The sequence below is a fragment of the Salinimonas chungwhensis DSM 16280 genome, from assembly GCF_000378185.1.
Classification (GTDB): Bacteria; Pseudomonadota; Gammaproteobacteria; order Enterobacterales; family Alteromonadaceae; genus Alteromonas; species Alteromonas chungwhensis.
The window spans coordinates 1-23,411 of record NZ_KB899391.1 but is presented as its reverse complement, the minus strand read 5'-3'; the positions used below and the strand labels follow the sequence as shown (position 1 = coordinate 23,411).

General features: G+C 44.6%; 17 protein-coding genes and 1 rRNA gene. 13 read left to right on the top strand and 5 right to left on the bottom strand.

Translation table 11 applies throughout. The features are described from left to right. Positions 1 to 38 precede the first annotated feature (38 nt). The 3 genes from F458_RS0117055 to F458_RS0117045 form a co-directional block, all read right to left on the bottom strand. Positions 39 to 1,250, bottom strand: a complete 1,212-nt coding sequence (locus F458_RS0117055) for an IS256 family transposase (RefSeq protein WP_026294758.1) — start codon at positions 1,248 to 1,250, stop codon at positions 39 to 41. A 193-nt stretch (positions 1,251 to 1,443) separates the two neighbouring features. Then, on the bottom strand, positions 1,444 to 2,493 hold the full coding sequence (locus F458_RS0117050; RefSeq protein WP_156824289.1) for a hypothetical protein: 1,050 nt from the start codon (positions 2,491 to 2,493) through the stop codon (positions 1,444 to 1,446). Positions 2,494 to 2,657: 164 nt separating this feature from the next. Continuing rightward, complete coding sequence (locus F458_RS0117045; RefSeq protein WP_018984652.1) at positions 2,658 to 3,656, bottom strand: hypothetical protein; 999 nt, start codon at positions 3,654 to 3,656, stop codon at positions 2,658 to 2,660. A 324-nt stretch (positions 3,657 to 3,980) separates the two neighbouring features. Here F458_RS0117045 and F458_RS0117040 point away from each other — a divergent pair, with 324 nt between their 5' ends. From F458_RS0117040 to F458_RS0117025, 4 genes are all read left to right on the top strand, one after another. Beyond that, entirely contained in the window at positions 3,981 to 6,737 is a 2,757-nt protein-coding gene (locus F458_RS0117040) for a glycosyltransferase (RefSeq protein WP_018984651.1), read from the top strand. A 94-nt stretch (positions 6,738 to 6,831) separates the two neighbouring features. Beyond that, on the top strand, positions 6,832 to 7,947 hold the full coding sequence (gmd, locus tag F458_RS0117035; protein WP_018984650.1) for a GDP-mannose 4,6-dehydratase: 1,116 nt from the start codon (positions 6,832 to 6,834) through the stop codon (positions 7,945 to 7,947). A gap of 3 nt (positions 7,948 to 7,950) precedes the next feature. Next, positions 7,951 to 8,910 carry a GDP-L-fucose synthase gene (gene fcl / locus F458_RS0117030; protein ID WP_018984649.1) on the top strand — a complete coding sequence of 320 codons (960 nt, stop codon included), beginning with the start codon at positions 7,951 to 7,953 and terminating at the stop codon, positions 8,908 to 8,910. Positions 8,911 to 8,945: 35 nt separating this feature from the next. Further along, positions 8,946 to 9,935: a hypothetical protein gene (locus tag F458_RS0117025; RefSeq protein WP_018984648.1), complete on the top strand. Its 990-nt coding sequence runs from the start codon at positions 8,946 to 8,948 to the stop codon at positions 9,933 to 9,935. Positions 9,936 to 9,983: 48 nt separating this feature from the next. Here F458_RS0117025 and F458_RS20240 read toward each other — a convergent pair whose 3' ends face one another. Then, complete coding sequence (locus F458_RS20240; protein ID WP_018984647.1) at positions 9,984 to 12,773, bottom strand: glycosyltransferase; 2,790 nt, start codon at positions 12,771 to 12,773, stop codon at positions 9,984 to 9,986. Between the two features lie 139 nt (positions 12,774 to 12,912). Here F458_RS20240 and F458_RS0117015 point away from each other — a divergent pair, with 139 nt between their 5' ends. From F458_RS0117015 to F458_RS0116980, 8 genes are all read left to right on the top strand, one after another. Continuing rightward, on the top strand, positions 12,913 to 13,632 hold the full coding sequence (locus tag F458_RS0117015) for a sulfotransferase family 2 domain-containing protein (RefSeq protein WP_156824288.1): 720 nt from the start codon (positions 12,913 to 12,915) through the stop codon (positions 13,630 to 13,632). Positions 13,633 to 13,660: 28 nt separating this feature from the next. Further along, positions 13,661 to 14,971 (top strand): hypothetical protein, encoded by a 1,311-nt coding sequence (locus F458_RS0117010; protein ID WP_018984645.1) that lies wholly within the window; start codon positions 13,661 to 13,663, stop codon positions 14,969 to 14,971. Positions 14,972 to 15,176: 205 nt separating this feature from the next. Then, entirely contained in the window at positions 15,177 to 16,871 is a 1,695-nt protein-coding gene (locus F458_RS0117005) for a glycosyltransferase family 2 protein (RefSeq protein ID WP_018984644.1), read from the top strand. Positions 16,872 to 17,052: 181 nt separating this feature from the next. Next, positions 17,053 to 17,931 carry a glucose-1-phosphate thymidylyltransferase RfbA gene (gene rfbA, locus F458_RS0117000; protein ID WP_018984643.1) on the top strand — a complete coding sequence of 293 codons (879 nt, stop codon included), beginning with the start codon at positions 17,053 to 17,055 and terminating at the stop codon, positions 17,929 to 17,931. A gap of 39 nt (positions 17,932 to 17,970) precedes the next feature. After that, a complete protein-coding gene (rfbC, locus tag F458_RS0116995; RefSeq protein WP_018984642.1) occupies positions 17,971 to 18,516 on the top strand; it encodes a dTDP-4-dehydrorhamnose 3,5-epimerase in 546 nt (181 codons plus the stop codon). Positions 18,517 to 18,525: 9 nt separating this feature from the next. Beyond that, positions 18,526 to 19,395, top strand: a complete 870-nt coding sequence (gene rfbD, locus F458_RS0116990) for a dTDP-4-dehydrorhamnose reductase (RefSeq protein WP_018984641.1) — start codon at positions 18,526 to 18,528, stop codon at positions 19,393 to 19,395. Next, a complete protein-coding gene (gene rfbB, locus F458_RS0116985) occupies positions 19,395 to 20,480 on the top strand; it encodes a dTDP-glucose 4,6-dehydratase (protein WP_018984640.1) in 1,086 nt (361 codons plus the stop codon). The genes rfbD and rfbB overlap by 1 nt, the downstream gene beginning before the upstream one ends. A 117-nt stretch (positions 20,481 to 20,597) precedes the next feature. After that, a complete protein-coding gene (locus F458_RS0116980) occupies positions 20,598 to 21,785 on the top strand; it encodes a nucleotide sugar dehydrogenase (RefSeq protein ID WP_018984639.1) in 1,188 nt (395 codons plus the stop codon). Between the two features lie 181 nt (positions 21,786 to 21,966). Here F458_RS0116980 and F458_RS0116975 read toward each other — a convergent pair whose 3' ends face one another. Beyond that, positions 21,967 to 22,731, bottom strand: a complete 765-nt coding sequence (locus F458_RS0116975; RefSeq protein ID WP_018984638.1) for a hypothetical protein — start codon at positions 22,729 to 22,731, stop codon at positions 21,967 to 21,969. Positions 22,732 to 23,256: 525 nt separating this feature from the next. On the opposite strand from F458_RS0116975, the gene F458_RS0116970 reads away from it, so the two are divergent. Further along, positions 23,257 to 23,411 (top strand): 16S ribosomal RNA (locus F458_RS0116970); the annotation flags it as partial.

Below are 23,411 nucleotides of genomic sequence, written 5' to 3'. Positions count from 1 at the left end.
GATTAGCGGAGCCTGTAACAGATTCTGTGTAACTGCCATTATTTAATATGCTGTTCGAGGCGTTCCTCGAACTCAATAATAAAACGACTCATCGCTTGACGCCAGTTATGAATCGGCATCGACCACTTTTTACTGGCGTCTTTAATTGCTAAGTACACCATCTTTCTGGCTGAGTCATCACTGGGGAAGATTTTCCGTTTCTTGATTGCTTTGCGGATAACGCTGTTCAGTGACTCGATCGCATTGGTTGTGTAAATCGCCTTTCGGATGTCTTCAGGGTAAGTGAACAGGGTGTTAAGGTTATGCCAGTGCGTACGCCATGATTTAGCAATTTGAGGGTACTGGCCATCCCATGTCTCTGCAAACCGTTCAAGCTCAAGCAGTGCCTCATCTTCTGTTGTTGAGCGGTACAGGCGCTTTAAATCTGCTGTAACGGCTTTGTAGTCTTTCCATGACACGTATTTCAGTGAGTTACGCACCATGTGTACGATGCACAGTTGAATATGCGTTTGTGGGAACACGGCATTAATTGCATCAGGGAAGCCTTTGAGGCCATCGATACAAGCGATGAGGATATCTTCGACACCACGTTGTTGCAGCTCGGTAAGCACATTCAGCCAGAACTTAGCGCCTTCGTTCTCGGCAATCCACATGCCCATTAATTCTTTTTGGCCGTCCAGGTTAATACCCAGCGCTAAAAAGATGGACTTGTTGATGATGCGCTTATCCTGAGGTACTTTCACCACGATACAATCGAGATAAACAATCGGGTAAACGGCATCCAGCGGGCGTGATTGCCATTCAATCACTTGCTCTATTACAGCATTGGTGACACGAGAAACCAGTGTCGGCGATACCTCAGCACCGTGCCATTCATCAAATGCAGCAACGATTTCACGGGTACTCGTGCCTTGTGCGTAAAGCCAGAGAATCTTATCGTCCATGGACGTAAAGCGGGATTGATGCTTTTTGACGAGCTTGGGTTCAAAGGAGCCGTCACGGTCACGAGGTGTGTCGAGTTCAAACTCACCATCTTCGGTTTTAACGCGCTTGCTACTCTTACCGTTGCGACTGTTCGATAACGTGGACTTTCGGTGTTTCTCATAGCCAAGGTGCTCATCCATTTCTGCGTTTAATGCCGCTTCAACAGTGATTTTCTTCAACATCTGACTGAATTCGTTTAAGTCCTCAGGTGTTTTAATTCCCTTGGCCGCTTCCTTTGCGAAAGCTTCAAGTTCTTTCTTATTCATGTTCATCTGCCTATCCTTAACTCTCTATAGAGTAAATTGAGATAGGCAGTTACACAAAATTAGTTACAGTCTCGATTAGCGCGGTACAACCAGTTTCTATGGTAAATACTGGTGAAGGTGGAGTAAAGCTGGTGGAGTTACCTGCTTTACTCAAAGCTTTGTAAGAATAGCACTAGTTCTATTATCGAGGTGTCTATAGGCTATCTTTGGGAGACTGTAAAAGATTTTTCTCTAATATTCTTATCGCTAATTTCAGTGTTTTATGTTCTATATCTTTTGCATTCTTAAACAGTGCCGATACGCTGCTTACGTGCTCGAAGTTTCCGTTAGGCTTTTCCGTAACTGTTTCAAAATTTGTAAAAAAGTGTTCGCCCAACAATTCTCGAAGTTTCTTTACTTCCTCAGTAGTTTTATATCTTATATTCTCTGCTACATCATCTTTTAAGGTCGCTTGAGTGAGTGAGTCACGGCTCGCTAAGACACTGAAATTTCGCATAAGAGCACCGGAAGCTGGCATGAAAACATCTTCATGATCCGAGAATAATGTCTTTCGGAACTGCTGGAGTAAATACATTTCTTCAAGTGAATAAGATTCGTTGGCCGCTTTAGTTCTCTTTATATTCAAAAGCTGAGCGTGATCAAAAAATTGGGACGCAATGTGAAGAAAGTCATCCACAACGTCTTGGTTATGTAACTGTTCCCGATTAAACTCTCTTACTTCAACATCTTTAAAACTATTCATCCATCTTTCTACTACCGAAACAAAACGATACTTCCAAGTGCCTGGCGTGATAGTTTGCGAAGAGGCTTTAAGTTTTTGCTGTAATTGCGACTTATACAGTGATACAGGCTCTCTTAAATACAGTATAACTTTTACGCGATCGACGCCACAAGCTGAAAACTGCTGCTTCAAAAAAGCTATCCGCTCAGGTTTGAGCGTATATAAGTGTTCGGCGGATATAATTGAGTTCGAATTGTTGCCGATATGTTGTATAAATTCCCTTAATAATCGCTGACGATATTCCTCGAAGTTTTCACTGTCGCGCTTGAATCGTTCACGAATAGCCCTTGGCCCTTTATCACCCTTAATTGGTATATTAAGCTCTTCATGATTTGTAGGATGACCATATCTTGGATAGCTAATATTCATTTTGTTTAGAAGGTCACGATTCCTCGACAGCGTTTTTTGTATGGAGCTACTTCCAGTCTTCCCTGTTCCTATATGTAATAAAACCTGTTTCATAAATACCAAATATATAAGTTTAAATTTTTACTAAACTGGAAAGTTGGAGGGTTTGTATAGATAACTCTACTCTCATCTTACTTGTCCTTTTCTCAGTGATGTCCCTAAACGCAGTACCCAAAGGAATACATACCTACTTTCCGATTAATAGATAAATGCACTAATTACTTGCTTAAAAGTAGCGAGCTATTTTTCGGGTCAAGCGTATTTATTAACCTAATTAATATTTCTCTATTTTTACTTTTCAAGAATATTGCTTTTAATGCATTATTACACCTTTGCAGATCAGTATAGCTACTATTCTCTGCACCTTTTTCCAAAATGCGAAGCAGTTCCTTTTTACTGAAATAGTCGACAAATTTAATGACTTCAAGATTTCTGTTAATTTTTTTGGCTAGGCGTGAGACCCCTGTTCCTGCGGCGGAGTACAAGCAGGAGCAGTAACTCATTAAAAAACATTCTTTGATAACGCCATCTCTTTGCTGACCCATAATATCGACCGCAAGCTCTACGTTATTGTATTTGTTTGATAGGTATCTAAGCTCGCCCAGTGTTTCGCCGACCGGTGTGCCAAAAACAATAATGCGACTTTTCTTATTCTGAGCAATAACGGCTTCAACCATTGCCAGTGACGCTGACTTATTGAACAGGGCATGTCTTGTCATTCTATGCCGGCCGTAAATTACATCTCCCCCGCGGTAATGAATCCCAACCGCTCCCTGATATTCTTTAATTAAATGCGCGATATCCGAAGATACTGTTTGGTCGAATAGGTAGTTTACTACTGCGGCATAGTCTGTGTCAGAGTAGGTTTTGACCGTGGGAATCAACACAGTGTCGTTTGTACCCGGCGCATCCTCTGTACTAAAACTCACCCCGGTAACAGAATCGGGCTTGGTATCTTTTGACGAGGAAAAACGGGATCTGAAGTCATCCAGAGGCAGAAAGTGCGCTTTACATTCACGGCTGAAAAAATCGGGAAGATTAGGGTTGATATCTAATAGTTTGTTTTTACTATTATGGTTGTCGTTAACCCAACTGAAGTGAAAGGGAAGATTATGCTTTTGGGCAAAATGTAAACCGTTTAATATCGCATTAACCCTTTCTGTGGTGCCGTCATTACGTGCGGTGGCTATACAAATTCGACTTTTGTTGTCTTTCATTATTCAGTTCTGGCCCGTGAATTTATTGATAATAGAAAAGTATTTTATCATTGAGTTTGGGGTTTCACACGCCCGCTTGAGAAATTTAGTAGTGTATGCCGATGCGCCTTACACCCCCTACAGCATATTGAATAAACAGGCATTGGCTACAGGTATGTCACGCGGTGACTAGGCCGTCCATGAGCTATAGCCAGGTGCAACGGCCATGCTGAGTGGCCCGGATAGTAAATTTACGGTAAAGTATGCGCCCCAAAGATCGCTCTAGAGCAAGTGCGGGATAAGGCCATCTATTCTGCCAACATTATTTAATGGTTGTAAAATTTCATGCTTATTAAAAAGTTAGGTAAAAGACTACGTAACGTCATTTCCAACCCAGAAAATGCCTCGCTTAATGCGGTAGTAAAAACTATTAAAAGCAGTGGGAAATTTGATAAGCAGTGGTACCTCGAGCAATACCCGGATATAGCCGGCCACCCGCTGTGGCGAAAGCACCCCGAAAAACATTACGTGATCCACGGTGCTACAGAAGGCAGAGATCCATCCGCAACCTTTAATACTCGTTGGTATCTTGAAGAGCATGATGATGTGAGTGAGATAGGTATGAATCCACTGCTTCATTATATTTTGCACGGTGAAAGGGAAGGGCGGCTGAGCCAAGGCCGAAATAAGTCGTCTGGGCAGGCCTTCTCACGAGCAAATCCTCTGACAGGGCTTAAATCGGCGCATAAAACCGTCGATCTCATCAGAAGAAACATTCTGAACAATGGGTTTGAAGAGTCTGGTCTTGCAGAGCTAAAAACGCTTTTTAAAGAGGGCACGAAGTTGCGCTCTTTGCTCGCAGCCCAGGAACTGGCACTGTACTTCTTAAATCAGGGGACCGCAGAATCTACCCGTGAAGCACTTGTTTATCTTGATTATTGCGAGGCCTCAGATGTATACGAGTTAAAGTCTGACGATGCCTATTTAATTATGCGGGTCGAAGCGTTGTTGAATCTGAACCAGTCAGATGAAGCGAAGGTACTGCTGGAAAATCACGCAGCGAACTATAATGCCAACCCCGACATAGCATTGGCCTGGGCTAATGTCTCCGGCTCGCTTTCTGACAAACTGACTCATGTAAATCGGATATACACCGCTGCAGGTCTCGCCCCAATTGGTATTGAAAGTAAACAGGGCGAAGAGCCGTACGTTGGGCTTTATACGAAAAACGCGCCTGAAGCCCAAATCCCTGTTGCCCTGCAACCGCTTATCACGGTAATCGTGCCTGCCTATAATGCTCAGGATACTATTGGTGTGGCCCTTAGCTCTTTGCTTGAGCAGAGCTGGCAGAATCTGGAAGTGTTGGTAGCAGACGACTGTAGTACCGACGACACTCGAGCTGTAGTAGCTGAATTTGCCGAGCAGGACTCAAGAATAAAACTGGTAAAGGTGCCACGTAATGGGGGCCCTTATGTAGCCAGAAATTATGCGTTGCGTGAAGCAAAGGGAGAATTTGTTACCTGTAACGATGCAGACGACTGGTCGCATAGCCAAAAATTGGAGGTTCAGGCCCGCCACCTCATCGAGCATGAAGAGGTAATGGGGAATACCAGTCTGCAGGCACGCTCTAACCCGGACATGACATTTTATCGCCGGGGCAATTTCGGGCATTACATTTTCAATAACATGTCCTCATTTATGTTCCGCCGGGAACCTGTGCTGGCGCGTCTTGGCTCATGGGATAGTGTTCGTTTTGGTGCTGACTCGGAATTTATCCGCAGAATCAAAAAATGTTTTGGTGCAGAAAACGTTGTAAATCTCGACACACCACCGTTTTCTTTTCAGCGGCAATCCAGCGATTCGTTAACAGGCAGCTCCGCATTTGGCTATCATGGCTTTTTCATGGGGGCGCGCAAAGACTATTTCGAAACGTATCTTGAGTATCATAAGCAGCCGGACAGTGAAGTATTTTACCCGTTTCCGCAAAAAAAGCGGTTCTTTGCTATACCGGAACCCATGCGCCCAGATAGAGAAACGAAAGACAGCAATGGATATCGTCGCTTCGATGTCATTATCGCCTCCGATTTTCGGTTAGACGGAGGCTCGACGCTTTCCAGCATTGAAGAGATTAAGGCTCACCAGAACGCCGGATTAAGAACAGGGTTGGTTCAGCTATACCGTTATGACTACAACCCCAGGAAGAAAATTAACCCCAGGGTGAGGGAGCTTCTGGATGGCAACTCAGTAGAAATGATTGTTTTTGGTGAGAAAGCAAAGTGCGATCACCTTATTGTGCGTTACCCGCCGGTATTGCAGCATCAACAAACATACATACCAGAAATCATCACGCAAAAAACCTCGGTGATTATCAATCAGCCACCGATGAGTGATTACGGTGAAAATGCGGTGCTTCGCTATGAATTACCCAAAGCCAATCAGCACGTGGAAAGATGGTTTGATAAACCTCCAATCTGGTACACGATTGGTCCGGCAGTCAGAAATGCGCTTGAAACACACCATAGTGCGCAGCTTGCCGAGATAGCGCTAAGCCAACAAGACTGGCCAAATGTGATTGATGTGGCAGATTGGGCGCGCGATGGCCATCGCCCGGCCAGGCAAAATATTGTTATAGGTCGCCACTCCCGAGATAGCCTGCACAAATGGCCGGGCGATAAAGACACTCTGCTAAAAATTTATCCTGAAAGTGATAATGTCACTGTGGCAGTTTTGGGTGGAGCGAGTGCGGTACAAAGCGTAGTAGGTTATATACCTGGGAACTGGCAGGTGCACGAATTTGGCGAGCTTACCCCTCAGGCCTTCTTATCCAAATTGGACGTTTTTGTCTATTATACTCACGCCGATTGGGTTGAGTCGTTTGGCCGTGTGGTACTAGAAGCAATGGCTGTAGGCGTTCCGGTTATCTTACCTGGTTTGTACCGGCCTTTATTTGGTGACGCGGCTATTTACGCTGAGGTGAGTGAAGTCGAAAAGCAAATCAACCGACTCGTCGGCGATACAGAACTTTATCAAAATCATGTCGAAAAAGGGCTACGTTTGGTAAGGGAAAAATTTAGTTATAACGCGCATATCTCAAGATTATAGGTAGGCTAACGAAAGGTTACTTACCCAATCTTCAAATTTGTTTTTGTCAGTTCGGTTTCTGACATTATTTTAGCGACATAGTGGATCGAAGTTAATGAAAAAAGCACTTATCACCGGCGTTACCGGCCAGGATGGCTCCTATCTGGCGGAGTTTTTGTTAGAAAAAGGATACGAGGTCCATGGTATCAAGCGTCGGGCCTCCCTGTTCAATACTGAGCGTATTGACCATATTTACGAGGATCCACACAACGATAATCCCAAATTCTTTTTGCATTATGGCGATCTTACCGATTCGTCCAACCTCACCCGCATTATCTCTGAAGTACAGCCCGATGAAGTCTATAATCTGGGCGCCCAATCTCATGTTGCGGTATCGTTTGAAGCACCAGAGTACACAGCAGACGTAGATGCTATGGGAACATTACGTTTGCTTGAAGCTATTCGCTTCTTAGGGCTGGAAAAGAAAACCAGGTTTTATCAGGCGTCAACCTCGGAGCTTTATGGTTTAGTACAGGAAACGCCACAAAAAGAAACTACACCATTTTATCCACGTTCTCCATATGCGGTAGCGAAGATGTACGCATACTGGATTACGATCAACTACCGTGAGTCTTATGGTATGTACGCCTGCAACGGTATTCTTTTTAACCATGAGTCGCCCCGTCGAGGCGAAACCTTTGTGACACGCAAAATTACCCGTGCCATTGCGAATATCGCTCAGGGGCTGGAGTCCTGTCTGTTTTTAGGCAACCTTGATGCGCTGCGTGATTGGGGACATGCCAAAGACTATGTGCGTATGCAATGGATGATGTTACAACGGGAGAATCCGGAAGATTTTGTAATTGCCACCGGCAAGCAAATATCTGTCCGCGAGTTTGTAACAATGTCAGCAAAAGAAGCCGGCATCACCCTGGAGTTTATTGGTGAAGGGGTAGAGGAACAGGCAAGGGTCACCGCTATAGAGGGAAATGACGCATCCGGTGTTCAGGTGGGTGATGTGATTGTGAAAGTCGATCCCCGCTACTTCAGACCCGCCGAGGTGGAAACATTACTGGGCGACCCGACAAAAGCGAAAGAAAAGCTTGGCTGGGTACCAGAGATAACCGTAGAAGAGATGTGTGCAGAAATGGTGGCTTCAGATCTTGATAAAGCTAAGCGCCACGCATTACTAAAACATCATGGTTATAGCGTTGCGGTCGCCAAGGAGTAAAGCGTGAAACGAGTTTATATAGCCGGTCATAAAGGTATGGTGGGTTCAGCCATTATTCGCGCGCTTTCTGCTCGTGATGACATAGAGTTTGTTACCCGAAGCCGACAGGAGCTGAACCTGCTTTCTCAACAGGAAGTAAATGATTTTTTTGCTCAGGCCAACATCGATGAGGTTTATCTGGCAGCGGCTAAAGTCGGGGGTATTCATGCTAATAATGAATACCCGGCTGATTTCATTTACGAAAACCTGATGATTGAATCAAACATTATTCACGCCGCACATAGTAATGATGTTCAAAAACTGCTTTTTCTGGGGTCATCTTGTATCTATCCCAAACTCGCTGAACAGCCGATGAAAGAAACGGCGTTGTTAACAGGGGAACTTGAGCCCACCAACGAGCCCTATGCAATAGCAAAGATTGCCGGTATTAAGCTTTGTGAAAGTTATAACCGGCAGTTTAAACGCGATTATCGTTCGGTGATGCCAACAAATTTATACGGGCCTAATGACAACTTCCACCCTGAAAACTCACACGTTATTCCTGCTTTGCTCAGACGCTTCCACGAAGCGGCCCAGCGAAAAGATAATGAAGTTGTGGCCTGGGGGAGTGGAACGCCTAAACGCGAGTTTCTCCATGTAGACGATATGGCGGCGGCGTGCGTTCATGTGATGGAGCTGGATAAATTTACCTATGACGCTAATACCGACCCCATGTTAAGCCATATCAACGTAGGCACTGGTAAGGATTGCACTATAAAAGAACTGGTTGAAACCGTTGCGACAGTGACCGGATTTAAAGGTGCGATTGTCTGGGATACCAGTAAGCCCGATGGCACGCCGCGCAAACTTATGGATGTCACACGCTTAAAAAACCTGGGTTGGCAGAACTCTGTTTCCTTAAAGCAGGGCCTTGATCATACTTACCAATGGTTTCTTAACAATCTGGATAGTTTCAGAGGCTAGATGCTGACGTATTCTCACCAGGCATTTTGAAAAATATGAAGAAGATAAAAGTTAAGATACTTGGCACGTCCAACGGTATTATAAATGGTGGATATGCCAATCATTTAGCGAACCATGCCGGTATTGAAGTGCTTCAGAATTTATCTATTGGCTCCAGTCACCCAACCGTGATTGCCCATGCTCTAAGCCGAAATGATCCGGGCAAGAATGAAGACTTTTTAATACTTGATGTCTGTGTCAATGAACAGCGGGCACTTTCTAAGAACAGATATGATCAAAGTATTTCTGAGCATATGTTCCTTTATTACCTTTCTCATTGTGAAAAATACCAGACCAGACCCTTTGTTCTTTTGCTACCCGTTATGGGCAAGAAGAATGCCTTCCTGACGGAGGCTCTCGCGCACTGGAAGGCGCTATGCCATAAGTACTTCGTTGCTTATCTGGATGTAGCCATGCTTGCTGGGCAACATGATAATCTCAAAACACTTTGGAAAGATGCTAACCATCCTTCTATTGATTTTTCTCAGGATATTGCCAGCAGCATTGTTGAATCGCTCACAGAATTAGATTCCGGTTCCTCGTCTTCCACTGGACCTCTGCAAACGCGGTCATTCGACCTTATTGAACTTGCAGGGGGGGCACCAGTAGATAGAAAAACAAAATTGCTACGCGTTGGCTTCCAGGCATACAAGGAAGGCGAGACTTTTATCATTAGAGGGCGAAGCGATTTCAGGCTACTGGGTTTTTCTCTTGATATGGCACACACCCATGCGGCACTTAAGCTGGTGGGTGACAACGAAGTATATCAACGCTTCGATAACAATTTTTACGATGAAACGAAGGCGCTGCGATATGTTTCATGGTCCATTCTAGCGCCTGTTTATTCTAAAAGTTGTCAGGTAGAAGTTACTGTTATCAAACCGGTTAAAAGTCGCCAGTATATGCTTAACGATCACACAGCGGTTGAACCTGCTGACAGGAACGTAATCGCTGAGTTAGAGTCAGCGCTCATACTCTACGTTTAGAAGATTAAACAGTACCGCCAGGTTACGAGTTTAATGTCAGGGACCCCTTTACTTGTTGGCTATCTCAGTAATTGTTTGGTGAAGGGCGTCACCTATTTGCTTATCATTGAATCTGGCGCTAGCAAAGCTTATTGCATACTGTTTTAACTCGGTCAATTGGCCAGTATCTTCGGTCAATTTTTTCAGAGTATTTACTATTTCTTCGTAGTCACCAAATGGAACAAGATATCCAACCGACGAGTCCACAACTTCAGGAAGGGCGCCCCATGCGTAACCAACCGGAATACAACCTGCCATCATGCCTTCTACCACCGTTCGACCAAATGATTCCTGAAAGTGTGAAAGACTGAGTATGACGTCTGCATTTTTTAATGCTTCATAGGGGCTGGCGACATAGCCGCAATAAGTAAGATTATCGTAAGCGAATGAGGCCATGCTGGCTTGAAGCTCTGGCGTGTCGGGCCCATACACATGAAAGCGAACAGCTAAGTTCATCTCGGCCGCTAATTTAGCTACATGAAATAAATCCGCAATGCCTTTTTTTAATGAATTGCTGCTTAGCATTGCAACAGAAAGAGGTAATGATGTTTCGCCGTCTCTTTCTGATTCAATCTTATTACGCTCGACAGAGTTATAAATTACAGTGGCTTTGTTTTGTAAGGCGACATAATCAGCGGTCACCTGCGAGTTAGCTATAACCCAATCTGTATTTCTGTCTATGTGTAACCTAATCTGCTCTGGTGTTGAGTTCAGTCTTTCACACAGATCTTTATCATGCGCAGGGAGCTCTCGGACATGCATTACAGACTTGCATTTACTGGTTCTGGCAGCAATATGAGGCTCCCAAAGCGTGAGTGTATTCACATAAACAACATCTGCGTTGGCTTGTTGGATAATATTCAATATCTGATCTGTAACTTCACAGATTTCAGCCCGTCCGTCCCGCCACCAGGGCAGTGGAGTAAAATAGATCTTTTTGACGTGAGGGAGGAGATCATTGATGTAACTATGATTGACGCCACCTGGAAGGACTACCGAAATATCTGAATTCTTTCTGGCCAGCATTTTTACACAGTCTAAAAAGCTGCGCTCTGCGCCAAATAATGTGTCGCCAGCAAGATGCCCTACCATGAGAATTCCAGTCTTACTATCAGTTTCGATGTGTCCCGAAATTGAGACAAGGCCAGCAGGATCTATCGGTTGAGAGGCCCAGCGCGAGATTGCGTCAAAGTGGCTACTGGATGTCGTGTACGCGAGTCCACTGATACTCAGATAGGGAGTAGGGTCTCTGCCTTCATCTATGCCATGGGTAATAAAGTGGGTGAGTGGATCTACCCCTGCTTTAGCAATATCAGGGTAAGCATTTAAATACCAGTGTTTGTGGAAAAGCCCCTTTTCCTGAAGAATCCGTTTCAAATTATCTTTTCTGGCTTCAACTGTACCCCGACATATAAGAGGTGGCGCGGTGAAAAACCTTAAACCGTGCTGCGGCATATACAAACGGCGCGCGTTAGCGTGCCATTTAGCCGCAGCGTCCTGATAATCTTTTCTAATCCCATTAAACTGTGTACGAAGGTGGGTCGCACCGGTTTGAGTTAATGAACCAGCATCCACCCTGCCAAAGGCAAGAGGGATACCTGGCATTACTTCTTTAATGGCATCGTGGCCGAATTTTTTTTGAATACGATGATAATATTCTGTATCAGCATTGACCGACACAGTATCCCAATATCCTAGTTTGCGAAAAACAGAGCGCCGAAACATCAGGCTTGAGACATTACGATAGATCCAGCCTTCTTCCATCCGCCACCTTTCAAAGTTAAGTGCTTCGTCGGTTCTTACCCAGTGTGACACCGTGGCTTTGATTTTTCTGTTTTTCTGCAAAGCTTCAACTTGCTTCTCAATTTTTTGCGGATGAGACCAGTCATCTGCATCATGGGTGGTAATGAATGCCCCACGACACGACTTTAGCGCTAAGTTTCGAGCGGCATAGGCACCACTGTTTTGCGGAAGCCGCAGATACTGAACACGCTTGTCTCGAGTAACAAATTCCTGCACACGATCAAAGCTGTTATCCGTAGATGCATCGTCGACCACAAGTATTTCGAGCTTTGGGTAGGTCTGGTTTATCAGGCTAGATAGCGCGGTAGCTATGGTCTTTTCTGCGTTAAAACAAGGAATAATCACAGATACTGTGGGGCTTAGAGCATTAGTGCTGACCACCCGTTGTTCAACATTGCTCGTTATGGAATCAAGCGTGGGTGTCTCAGAGTCTGCAAGTCTGAGTAAGCCAGGTTGTTGGAATATCTGATTAATGGAGTCAATTTTATCTTTTCCGTGAGTTAGCATAGAAAACGCTAATGTTTTGTTTGCTGAGGCTGCCCATCGGCTATTATTTAAAACCGCTTTTGCGGATTCGGGACCCAGAGCTTTTAAGCAAACAGTGAAAGCCAATAAAAATGGACCTTCATGGCGAATGAAAAGGGGCAAATATGAATCGTTTAGCATACCCTCTACAAAAGGTTCGGCGGCGCCCCATTCCCCGCGGCTTGCGAACCAGCGGCATAAGAACCAACAAGCAAGCCCTCTGTTTTCGTCATGCGTATTTTGTGCGATTCTTTTCAGTTGCTGACAGTAACTTTCGCTATCGAGATTGCTCCACAGCTTTTCATCAAGCATCACTGCTTCGAGATAGTAAGGCCACCGCCCCTCTTTCCAACCGAATTTTTCAAAGTGGAAAAGCGGATCTATTCCTGCTTTTTCGACATCTGGATAGGTAGCCAAATACCAAGTAGGATCAAAGGCTTTTAGTAGTTTTAGAGGGACAGCGTCAGACATAATTCATCGTTATTCTTAATTATCCGATGTATGGTATTCGCGAAGCGGGGGGCAAGTCCACCTGATTTAGTCCAATATCTCGTTTCAAATACAAACCCGCATATGGTGTAATAGGGCTTGTTGCAGGAAAATTTGACGTATGGCTTATAAAATTCATCCCCTATGGTACTTAGAGAGGCTCGTGTCTCCAGCAAGACACTCGATAACCTTTCCCCACCCCAAGGTCACTTTACTGTCCCATCATATACCGAAAACTGCAGGTAGCTCATTACGTGTAGCATTTGCGCAGGCACTTGGACGAAGACATGTCTACGGTGTGTATGCTAATACGGGAGCTGCCGAAATGTCTTCTGGGCAGGATATTTGGGTTCCTCGCAAGGCTACGATACTTCATGGGCATTTTCGGCCCCATCCTAACCATACAAAAATGTTCCCTAATGCACTGAGAGCAGTATGGGTTAGAGATCCAATTGAAAGAATCTGGTCATTGGTAGGGCATCTGCTTTCTTTAAAGGAAAGGCACCCCCACTATGAATTAATGAAAAATTCTGGGCTTAAAGCAGATTTGAATTCTCAGGAAAGCATTGTGTATGAGATGATAACAACCAATGTGTTAAACGAATTTACCAAAACATACTCTAGCTACTTTTCTGCGGTCCCGATCGAAAACTTTTCTTTTGTAGGTTCAAAACACTCATTTGAACAAGATTTAAACCGCTTATCTGATATGGCGGCAGTAAGCTTAAAAATGCTGAGCATAAATAGACGAAGTGACCAATCGCAGCCAATACCTGCTAAAATCCGGCGTCTTGAGACCTACCTTCGTAACGAATATGAAATAGTAGGCGATTATTTATGATGACGCTGACAAGCAATAAGGATTTTTAGTGGCTGTTTACACTATAACTACTGAAAGTGTCGAGCATTCTTACGATGGGGGGCGCTGGCACCTGGATTTTCCTGCAAAAGATATGTCAGTGGATCTCACTGAACTGCGTCGTGATGGTTTATTATTGCAGGGATGGCTCCTTAGCGAAGCTCATGTAGACCTTACCTTAGTTATATTAAACGGAAAAAATATTTCCTCGCTTCCACTAACTCAGGAACGCCCCGATGTTATTCGTAAAGTACTGGGTGAAGAGCCCGCCTCTCACCCTCAACTCTTATGTGGCTTCTCCAAACGAGTCAAGTTGAGCCGCGCGGCTTTTTCGGTTGGTGTGATAGCTAACGGAAAGTTTACCGAGCTACTAAAAGGCTCAGTGGAGGGAAAGTTTCAAGTCCTCAAAGGTGCGGAAAACTGGCTGTTTTTGGATAATGACTCAAATAAAAGTGTAGACCAATTCACCGGAAAAAGAAGGTTATCCAGGACCGCTCGTTCAGAATGGAAGTCGTATTTCTCTTCAGTAGTGCAGTACTCTTCGCAAACAAGCTTGCCTGTGTGCATGCTTGTGGCACCCTCTAAAGAGATGGTCTTCAGTGAGTATTATCCGCATAAAGAGTCACTTAAGGCCCCGATTTATGATCTGGTTCGGCTTGTCCCGGCTTCTTTAGATTTTGTTTTTCCAGTAAAAGAGCTGCAGTCGCTGCCCCAAAGATCGTTCAGAGTGTGTGATACTCACTGGACATTGCACGGCGCTCGATGTGCCTCTCAGTTGGTGGCCAGTAAACTTTCAGGAAAACAGGTTGCTCACTTTGAGGTGTTCGAAAAAGATCGTTATCAACAGAAAAGGCTGAGTGGAGACCTTGGCTCAAAGCTTTTTCCTCCGCAACGACATGTTGAAGATTCCCTATGCAACTTCAACTACCGAAAAACTGTGGTCTATGACAACAACATCGACAATTTTGGACGAATTATTGTTATGGTCAATACTGAGGCAGTGTTAGACGAAACTCTATTACTTTTTGGCTCGTCTTCGTCTTACACAATGTTTCATTATATTTGCCGGCTATATTCTACAGTGGTTTTTGTGCACACAGCCGGAAACATTGACAACAGTATTATCGAGCAAGTAAAGCCTGACTGCATGTGTTTACAAACCAATGCAAGGTTTGTAGTTAAATCTCCTAAATTTAACGATTCTGTATTGGTATACATAGCTAAGAAACGGGCAAGTGGACAGGGTAATAAGGCGGTGGAATTAGCAGACTCATTGCCGTTCAGATGTAAGCAGTATATCCATTACTTCAATTCTTTATGATGCCTGGGTTAGAAGCGGCTCTGGGTAAGTGACAATCCCAACCTTGTTCGATACTTAGCGATAAAGCATTCGAAAAATCACTGCAGCAATACCTTCTCCAACCGGCACGGGTCGAGATTTATAAAAAAGTGATTCCGACCTGGGTTAAATTGATGGCTGGTATAAAAGCAAAATTAACGCGTAAAAAGCTCTAAGAGATTTTGATATGAAGGATTCCTTATTAAAAGCGGTAAAAGGTGCTTACGGCCTGTTGCCTGAAAAGTCTAAGACAAGGTTACGGCGTTATCACAACCTTCGTGAGTGGTATGGCAATAAGCTTCGGCAATCCAGCATCGCCTATGAAGTTCCGCCGCTAAGAAAAATCCGCCGGCTGCATCAGCTTCATCTGTTGTCTCAAAAAGAGCGGCTTAACACTACAGTCGCAGGTGAGCAGACTATCAATGTATTGATTGTAGGTGACCAGGGATATGCCAAAACGGTGAAGTCACTGACTTGTTTAAAAACCAATATAAACAAAGTATATATCGACCATGCGGTGTGTCGGGAAGGTTTGAATACTGCATTGCCGGTCGAGTCTCGTGCAACAATGAATACCGGGGCCTTCCCCTTGCTGGTTCTGCGCGCCGGGGTAATGATTTACGAAGATGTGCTGGCAGCATCTTTAGATAATACTGAAGCGGCTGATATTACCTATTTCGACGCCTTTACGGTTAATGACCAAAACAAACTGCAGACTTACCAGTTTTTGCCTGACTGGAACCCTGACCTGTTGCTCGCCACAGGGTATATCGCTTCGGCAATTCTGTTAAAACCAGATTCAAAACTCAATACTTTCTTTATTAAAGAAAATCATATTGAGAGTGCGTTGGCGGATGCTTATTTATCCGGCGTGGACTTTACGGTAGACCATAAGTCGCTTTCCTTCACGTATAGTCACAAAGAAAAAACGAATCTTTATAGCCTGAAAAGTGCCATTGACCAACACCGTTTACAGACCGAGAATCTAACCGGTAATGTGTTGTCTGTACAATGGCCTCTACTATCAAAGCCGCTTGTATCGCTGGTTATCCCTACCTACAATGCCAAAGCGTTGGTCAAAGCCTGTATTGATTCTATTTTAGAAAAAACTGTTTACCAGAATTACGAAATACTACTGGTAGACAATAACTCCAATGACCCGGAATGCCTGGCTTACTTTGATGAGCTGGATAAACATCACAAAATTCGCTTATTGAAGTATCCTCATCCATTTAATTATTCAGCTATCAATAATTTTGCCGTAAAGCAGGCTAAAGGCGAGATCATTGGTCTGGTGAATAACGATATTGAAGTTATCTCGCCGCACTGGCTTGAATATATGGCAGCCCATGCCATGCGAGAGGATATTGGTTGTGTAGGTGCGAAGTTGCTGTATTCCGACGACCGCATACAGCATGCAGGCGTTGTGCTAGGTTATGGCAACGGGGCTGGGCATGCGCATAAATACTTTCCTCGCTTTCACCCCGGGTATATGAACCGATTAATTGCAACGCAAAATTATAGTGCAGTGACAGCAGCCTGCCTGTTGGTGAAAAAGTCAAAGTATGAAGAAGTCGGCGGCTTAAATGAAAAGGATCTGCATGTGGCTTTTAATGATGTGGATTTTTGTTTGAAAGTGCGGGAGACAGGCGTTAGAAATGTGTATTGCGCTGAAGCTGAACTTTATCACCATGAGTCAGTGTCTCGGGGGCTGGATATTTCAGAAGCAAAAGCCGCACGGTTTAATCGCGAGTTAACGTACCTACGCACACAATGGAAAAAATATATCGACCATGACCCGGCCTACAATCCTAATCTCACGCGTAAAAGAGAGAACTTTGGGATTAAGGTGAAAGAAGAATATTCAGATAACAACAGCTAAAGGGTCGGTTAAACAATCTTTGATAGGAATGAAAACTGTCGTTGTTTACCCGAAAACGCCCTCGCATAAGTTGTGCGAAACTGAAAATAGACCTCAAGTACTGGGGATTCAACACGTGTTGTGAGAAAATGATTAGATTCATATAACGATGAGTTGAAATTATACAGGAGCGGTCTTTACCATGAGAAAAGGAATAATTCTGGCGGGAGGGTCAGGTACCAGATTGCATCCGCTTACAAAAGTAGTTAGTAAGCAACTGATGCCTGTGTATGATAAGCCGATGATCTTTTATCCATTGACCACACTGATGATGTCAGGGATTCGGGATATTCTTATTATTACCACGCCGGATGAACAATCACGATTTATCGAATTAATTGGTGATGGCAGTGATTTAGGCCTGAATATAGAGTATGCCGTGCAGCCAAGCCCTGATGGTTTAGTGCAGGCCTTCCTCATCGGGGAAACATTCATAGGGAATGATAGTTGCACTCTGGTTTTGGGCGACAATATTTACTATGGCCATGACTTACGACTTTCATTACAAAACGCCTTTCAGCAGGCCCACGGCGCTACAGTTTTTGGCTACCATGTAAATGATCCGGAGCGCTATGGTGTGGTTGACTTCGATGAAAACTGGAATGCTATTTCAATTGAAGAAAAGCCTTCTTCACCGAAATCCAGTTATGCAGTCACCGGTCTTTATTATTACGACAAACGGGTGGTTGATTTTGCTAAAGAGGTGAAGCCTTCTTCACGCGGGGAACTGGAAATCACCGACTTAAATAATCTTTACCTGCAGGATGGCTCCCTAAAAGTGGAATTGATGGGTCGCGGCTCCGCCTGGCTGGATACCGGCACACTCGATAGCTTGTTGGATGCTGCCAATTTTGTTGCCGCCATCGAAAAACGACAGGGCCTGAAAGTGTGTTGCCCAGAAGAAGTTGCCTACCGTATGGGGTATATCAATGCTGAGCAAATTGAAAAGCTGGCGGCTCCGTTGAAGAAGAGTGGTTACGGCGATTATTTACTCAATGTTATTCATGACCGCGTTAAATAGTGCTTTAATTTGTTAGGTCTAGACCGGAAGCTTAAATTTATGCAAGTAGTTAAAACTGACATCCCTGATGTCAAAATCATCGAGCCAAAGGTGTTTGGCGATGAGCGTGGTTTTTTTATGGAAACCTTTCGCACTGACTGGTTCAAACAAAAATGCGCCGATGTCGAATTTGTGCAGGATAATCACTCTAAGTCTCGTCAGGGGATCTTGCGCGGGCTGCATTATCAGCTAGAACACACTCAGGGCAAGCTGGTTCGTGTCACCAGTGGTGAAGTGTTTGATGTGGCAGTTGATATGCGCAAGAACTCTGCAACATTTGGTCAGTGGGTAGGGCTCCTGCTTTCGGCAGAAAATAAACGACAGCTCTGGGTGCCCGCCGGGTTTGCCCATGGTTTTTATGTAACCAGCGAAGCTGCAGAATTTGTTTATAAGTGTACTGACTACTACGATCCTGAATCAGAAGTGGCGATAAAATTTGATGACCCGTCAATTGGTATTAAATGGCCGCTAGTGAATGGTAAAGCACCTTCGCTGTCTGCCAAGGATGCTGAGGGACTGGCGTTTAACGATGCGCCTGCTTTTTAAGGGGGGCCTGTGAAAATTGTAGTAATTGGTAAGTCTGGCCAGTTGGCAGCAGAGCTCAATCAACTTCTCGGTGACGAAGCTGTTTTTCTGGGGCGCAACGACGTTGATATCACCGATCAACAGGCGCTGGCGTCAGTATTGCTTGCACACAACCCGGACGTCATTATTAATAGTGCAGCCTACACAGCCGTCGATAAGGCTGAGAGTGAGCCTGAGGAGGCTTATAAACTCAATGCCTCGGCAGTCATAAATCTGGCTGACATTTGTCGCCTGAACAGGTATTTCTTAGTGCATGTTTCCACAGATTATGTGTTCGATGGCACCAAAGGCAGCCCATATAGAACAGATGACGTTATCGCACCCCAGGGCGTCTACGGTAAAAGCAAGGCCGAAGGCGAAAAAGCCCTGCTGGATAGCTTACCCAACCAAAGTTGCTTGTTGCGTACCGCCTGGGTGTACTCAAAGTACGGCAATAACTTTGTCAAAACCATGCTGCGACTAATGGCAGAAAAGTCAGAGTTAAAAGTAATTGACGATCAGATTGGTTCACCGACCTGGGCAAAAGGGCTTGCTGAAGCTTGTGTTTACGCAGCCAGACATCGTAGTGCCGGAGTTTACCACTGGACCGATGAAGGGGTGGCAAGCTGGTATGATTTTGCCCTTGCTATACAGGAAATCGGACTCGAAAAGAATTTGCTGACTAACAAAGTGCCTATTCACCCAATTCCATCTTCACAGTACCCTACGCCAGCCAAACGTCCCCACTATAGTGTGCTTGATAAGGTCTCGACGCGAAAAGCATTTGCAGATGTCGGACTCCAGCATTGGCGCAAACAACTGGCAGATATGATGTCATCCTTTCAAAGTGAGAAACAATAATGGGTAAAACTATTTTAGTCACCGGGGGCGCTGGTTTTATTGGCTCAGCGGTGGTTCGTCATTTGATTAACGGTACTAATCATACTGTTATCAACCTTGATAAGCTGACCTATGCTGGAAATCTTGAGTCTCTAGCATCTGTTTCAAGTAACGAGCGGTATAATTTTGAAAAAGTAGACATCTGTAATGCTGACGCGGTAAAGCGTGTTTTAACCGCTTACCAGCCGGATATTATTATGCATCTGGCAGCAGAGTCTCACGTTGATCGATCAATTGACGGCCCGGGTGAATTTATCCAGACAAATGTGGTTGGCACTTACACATTACTTGAGCAAGCGCGCGCTTATTATGCTCAGTTAGATGAAGCCAAACGTAAGATATTTAAGTTTCACCATATCTCGACCGATGAGGTATATGGCGACTTACCCCATCCGGATGATGTCGAAAGCGGTACTGATTTGCCGCTTTTTACCGAGGAAACACCCTACGCTCCGAGTTCCCCTTACTCAGCATCAAAAGCGTCATCTGATCAACTGGTGAGATCATGGCACCGAACGTATAAGTTGCCGGTGGTAATCACTAATTGCTCAAACAATTACGGCCCCTACCATTTTCCGGAAAAGCTGATTCCACTGGTGATTTTAAATGCCTTAGCGGGCAAACCTTTACCTGTTTACGGTAAAGGCAACCAGATCCGGGACTGGTTATATGTAGAAGACCACGCCCGGGCACTCGTTCTGGTTGCACTGCAAGGCAAAGTAGGGGAAACCTACAATATTGGCGGGCACAATGAGAAGCAGAATCTGGAAGTTGTGCAAACAATCTGTGCGATTCTGGATGACCTGCGGCCAAAAAAAGAGCAGTACGCTGAACAAATTGCCTTTGTCGAAGACAGACCCGGGCACGATATGCGGTATGCTATTGACGCATCAAAAATTGAGCGCGAACTGGGGTGGACGCCGGAAGAAACGTTCGAGTCGGGTATTCGAAAAACGATACAGTGGTATCTGGATAATGAAAGCTGGTGGCGTGCAGTGCAAAATGGCTCTTATCAGGGCGAGCGACTGGGAGCAGGAAGGACCTGATAGACCATAATAATGCATCAGGCGTTCTACCGACACCGGTTAACCTGCTGGGCTTGTAAAGCAAGGCCTGGTCCGAATTGATGAACAAAACAGAAAAAGTTGGTAAGAGAGAATTTAATGGCGTTAACAAACAAAGCTCTAAAAATAGCCGTCGCTGGCACCGGCTACGTCGGGTTATCAAATGCTGTGCTATTGGCTCAGCACCACACTGTATGTGCAGTGGACTTGGTACCAGAAAAAGTAGATATGCTTAACAATAAGCAGTCGCCTATTGAAGATACAGAAATCTCGGCGTATTTATCAGAAAAAGAACTGCAGTTAAGTGCTACGTTAGATGCGAACGCGGCGTATAAAGATGCTGACTTTGTGATTATTGCCACACCGACAGATTATGACCCCCAGACAAATTATTTTAATACCAGCAGTGTGGATGCGGTTATCCAATCGGTATTAGCCGTTAACCCCAAAGCGGTAATGGTCATCAAATCCACAGTACCGGTAGGCTTTACCGGGGAAGCAAAGCAGCGCCACGGAACTGACAACCTCATATTTTCGCCTGAGTTTTTGCGCGAAGGCAAGGCGCTCTATGACAATCTTCACCCCAGCCGCATTATTGTGGGCGAGCAGAGCGAACGGGCAAAAACATTTGCCCGTTTATTAGAAGAGGGCGCTGTTAAAGATGACATAGAGGTATTGTTCACAAATAGTACCGAAGCCGAGGCAATTAAGCTTTTTGCTAATACCTACCTAGCTATGCGCGTGGCCTACTTTAATGAACTTGACAGTTATGCCGAAAGTCATGGGCTGGATAGTAAGCAAATTATTGAAGGCGTGAGTTTGGATCCTCGCATCGGCGGCCATTATAACAATCCGTCATTCGGTTATGGTGGATATTGTTTGCCTAAGGATACTAAGCAGCTACTCGCCAACTACGAAAATGTTCCGAACAATATGATAAAAGCAATCGTGGATGCTAACCGCACGCGCAAAGATTATATTGCGGATTCCATAGTTCGAAGAAATCCGAAGGTTGTCGGCATCTACCGATTGATAATGAAAACGGGGTCAGATAATTTCCGGGCCAGTGCTATTCAGGGGATCATGAAGCGAATTAAAGCCAAAGGCATTGAGGTCGTAGTCTATGAGCCGGTGCTTGAAGATAATGAATTCTATAATTCGCTGGTGGTCAAAAACCTCAATGAGTTCAAAGCAATGTCTGATGTGATTGTCGCCAACCGTATTACAGACGATATCAGTGATGTGCTTGATAAGGTGTATACAAGAGATTTATTCAACGCTGATTAATGGATGGCTCAGTAACCGAAAAATAAAAGCCGTGTCTACGGCTTTTATTATATGTTGTCCTTTCTGACTAAAATATAAGAGAGATAGCCGCTTCCATGTTTCTCGAAAGATCTGTATCGGCTGCTCGATTTTTATAAACTTTTAAAACACACTGGCTATCCCGGCAACCATATACAGTGTGTTATTTATCGTTCAGCACCCCGGCCAGTTCTGCTTCTGAAAAACCGGCATCAATACCATACTGACGGACCTTGGCATCTTCTACACCAGCATCCTGTGCTGATTCAAGAATACGTAATACATGTTCGCGCTGCGCAGAAGATCCTTTGATTGCGGTGGTTACTACCTCATCGGCCTGTGAAGGAAAGATAGCTAACAATGAGTCAACCACATATTCACCGACATAAGGCACAGCTTCAATGGCAGTGCTCAATATCTGCACTAGCTTGTTGGGGTGCTCACGAGACAGAGTTTGGACAATATAGTCAGCAGAGTTAGGTTCAGTCAGCACGGCGACTCTTACAATTTCATCTAACTCATCTGGCGTGGCATTTGCGGCAGCCTGAACAATATAGTCCACGTAACTGGGTTCTGCCTGAATGGCTAACTTTACAATAGAAGGACAGGAGCCGACTTCTTTATTTAACGCTAGCTCAACAATTTCCTGTGTGGATGATGGTTGTGCGGAAATCGCTGAGTAAATAATCTCACGGTATTTATCTGGATAGGTATCTAAAGCGACGTCAACGATGGAAACAACATCCTGAGGATAATGGCTGGCAATAGAGCGTATGGCCATACCCACCGACATATTTTGCGAGACTTGTCGCTTCAAAAATTTTACCTGATAGGGGTCAGCAACTGATACTTCTGGTTGGTTAAATTCAGAACCTTGCGTCGACCAGCTGATAGTGGCTAGTAAAGCGGTGATGTACATAAAGCGCATAAACCTGAACTCCCCTGGTATTAAACCTGAAATTTTTGTAATAAGGTGATTCACAATTTAGAACGACGTGTATCTAAAAAAGTTCAAATTGGTCAATTTTTACTATGAATGATTATAAACTAACCGGTTGAAACGTTTTTTACAATTTTATTTATAAAGTCTATTGACCAAATATTTTTTATCGCTAGAATGCGCACCACTTCGACGGGACAGGCCAACGGCCAGAACGGAACAAGGGTTTATCAGACCGGCTCAGGCCAGCGTGATAAGCGGTTTTTACAACGCTTCGAAATTAACTTTCAAAAAAGTGTTGACAATAAAAACCAACGGCGTAGAATGCGCCTCCCGCTTCGGGGTAAAGCCTGAAGCCAACGCGAAGTAAGATTGCTTTTAGCAAGTACTGAAAAGCGTGTCAGGCAACAGTGTTGACTGACAAATTGCTCTTTAACAATTTATAACAAGACAATCTGTGTGGGCACTCGTTAAGAGTGTCAACCGACGATTCATAGATAGATTTTCGATTTTTAATTGAAGAGTTTGATCATGGCTCAGATTGAACGCTGGCGGCAGGCCTAACACATGCAAGTCGAGCGGTAGCATTTCTAGCTTGCTAGAAGATGACGAGCGGCGGACGGGTGAGTAATGCTTGGGAACTTGCCTTTGCGAGGGGGATAACCACT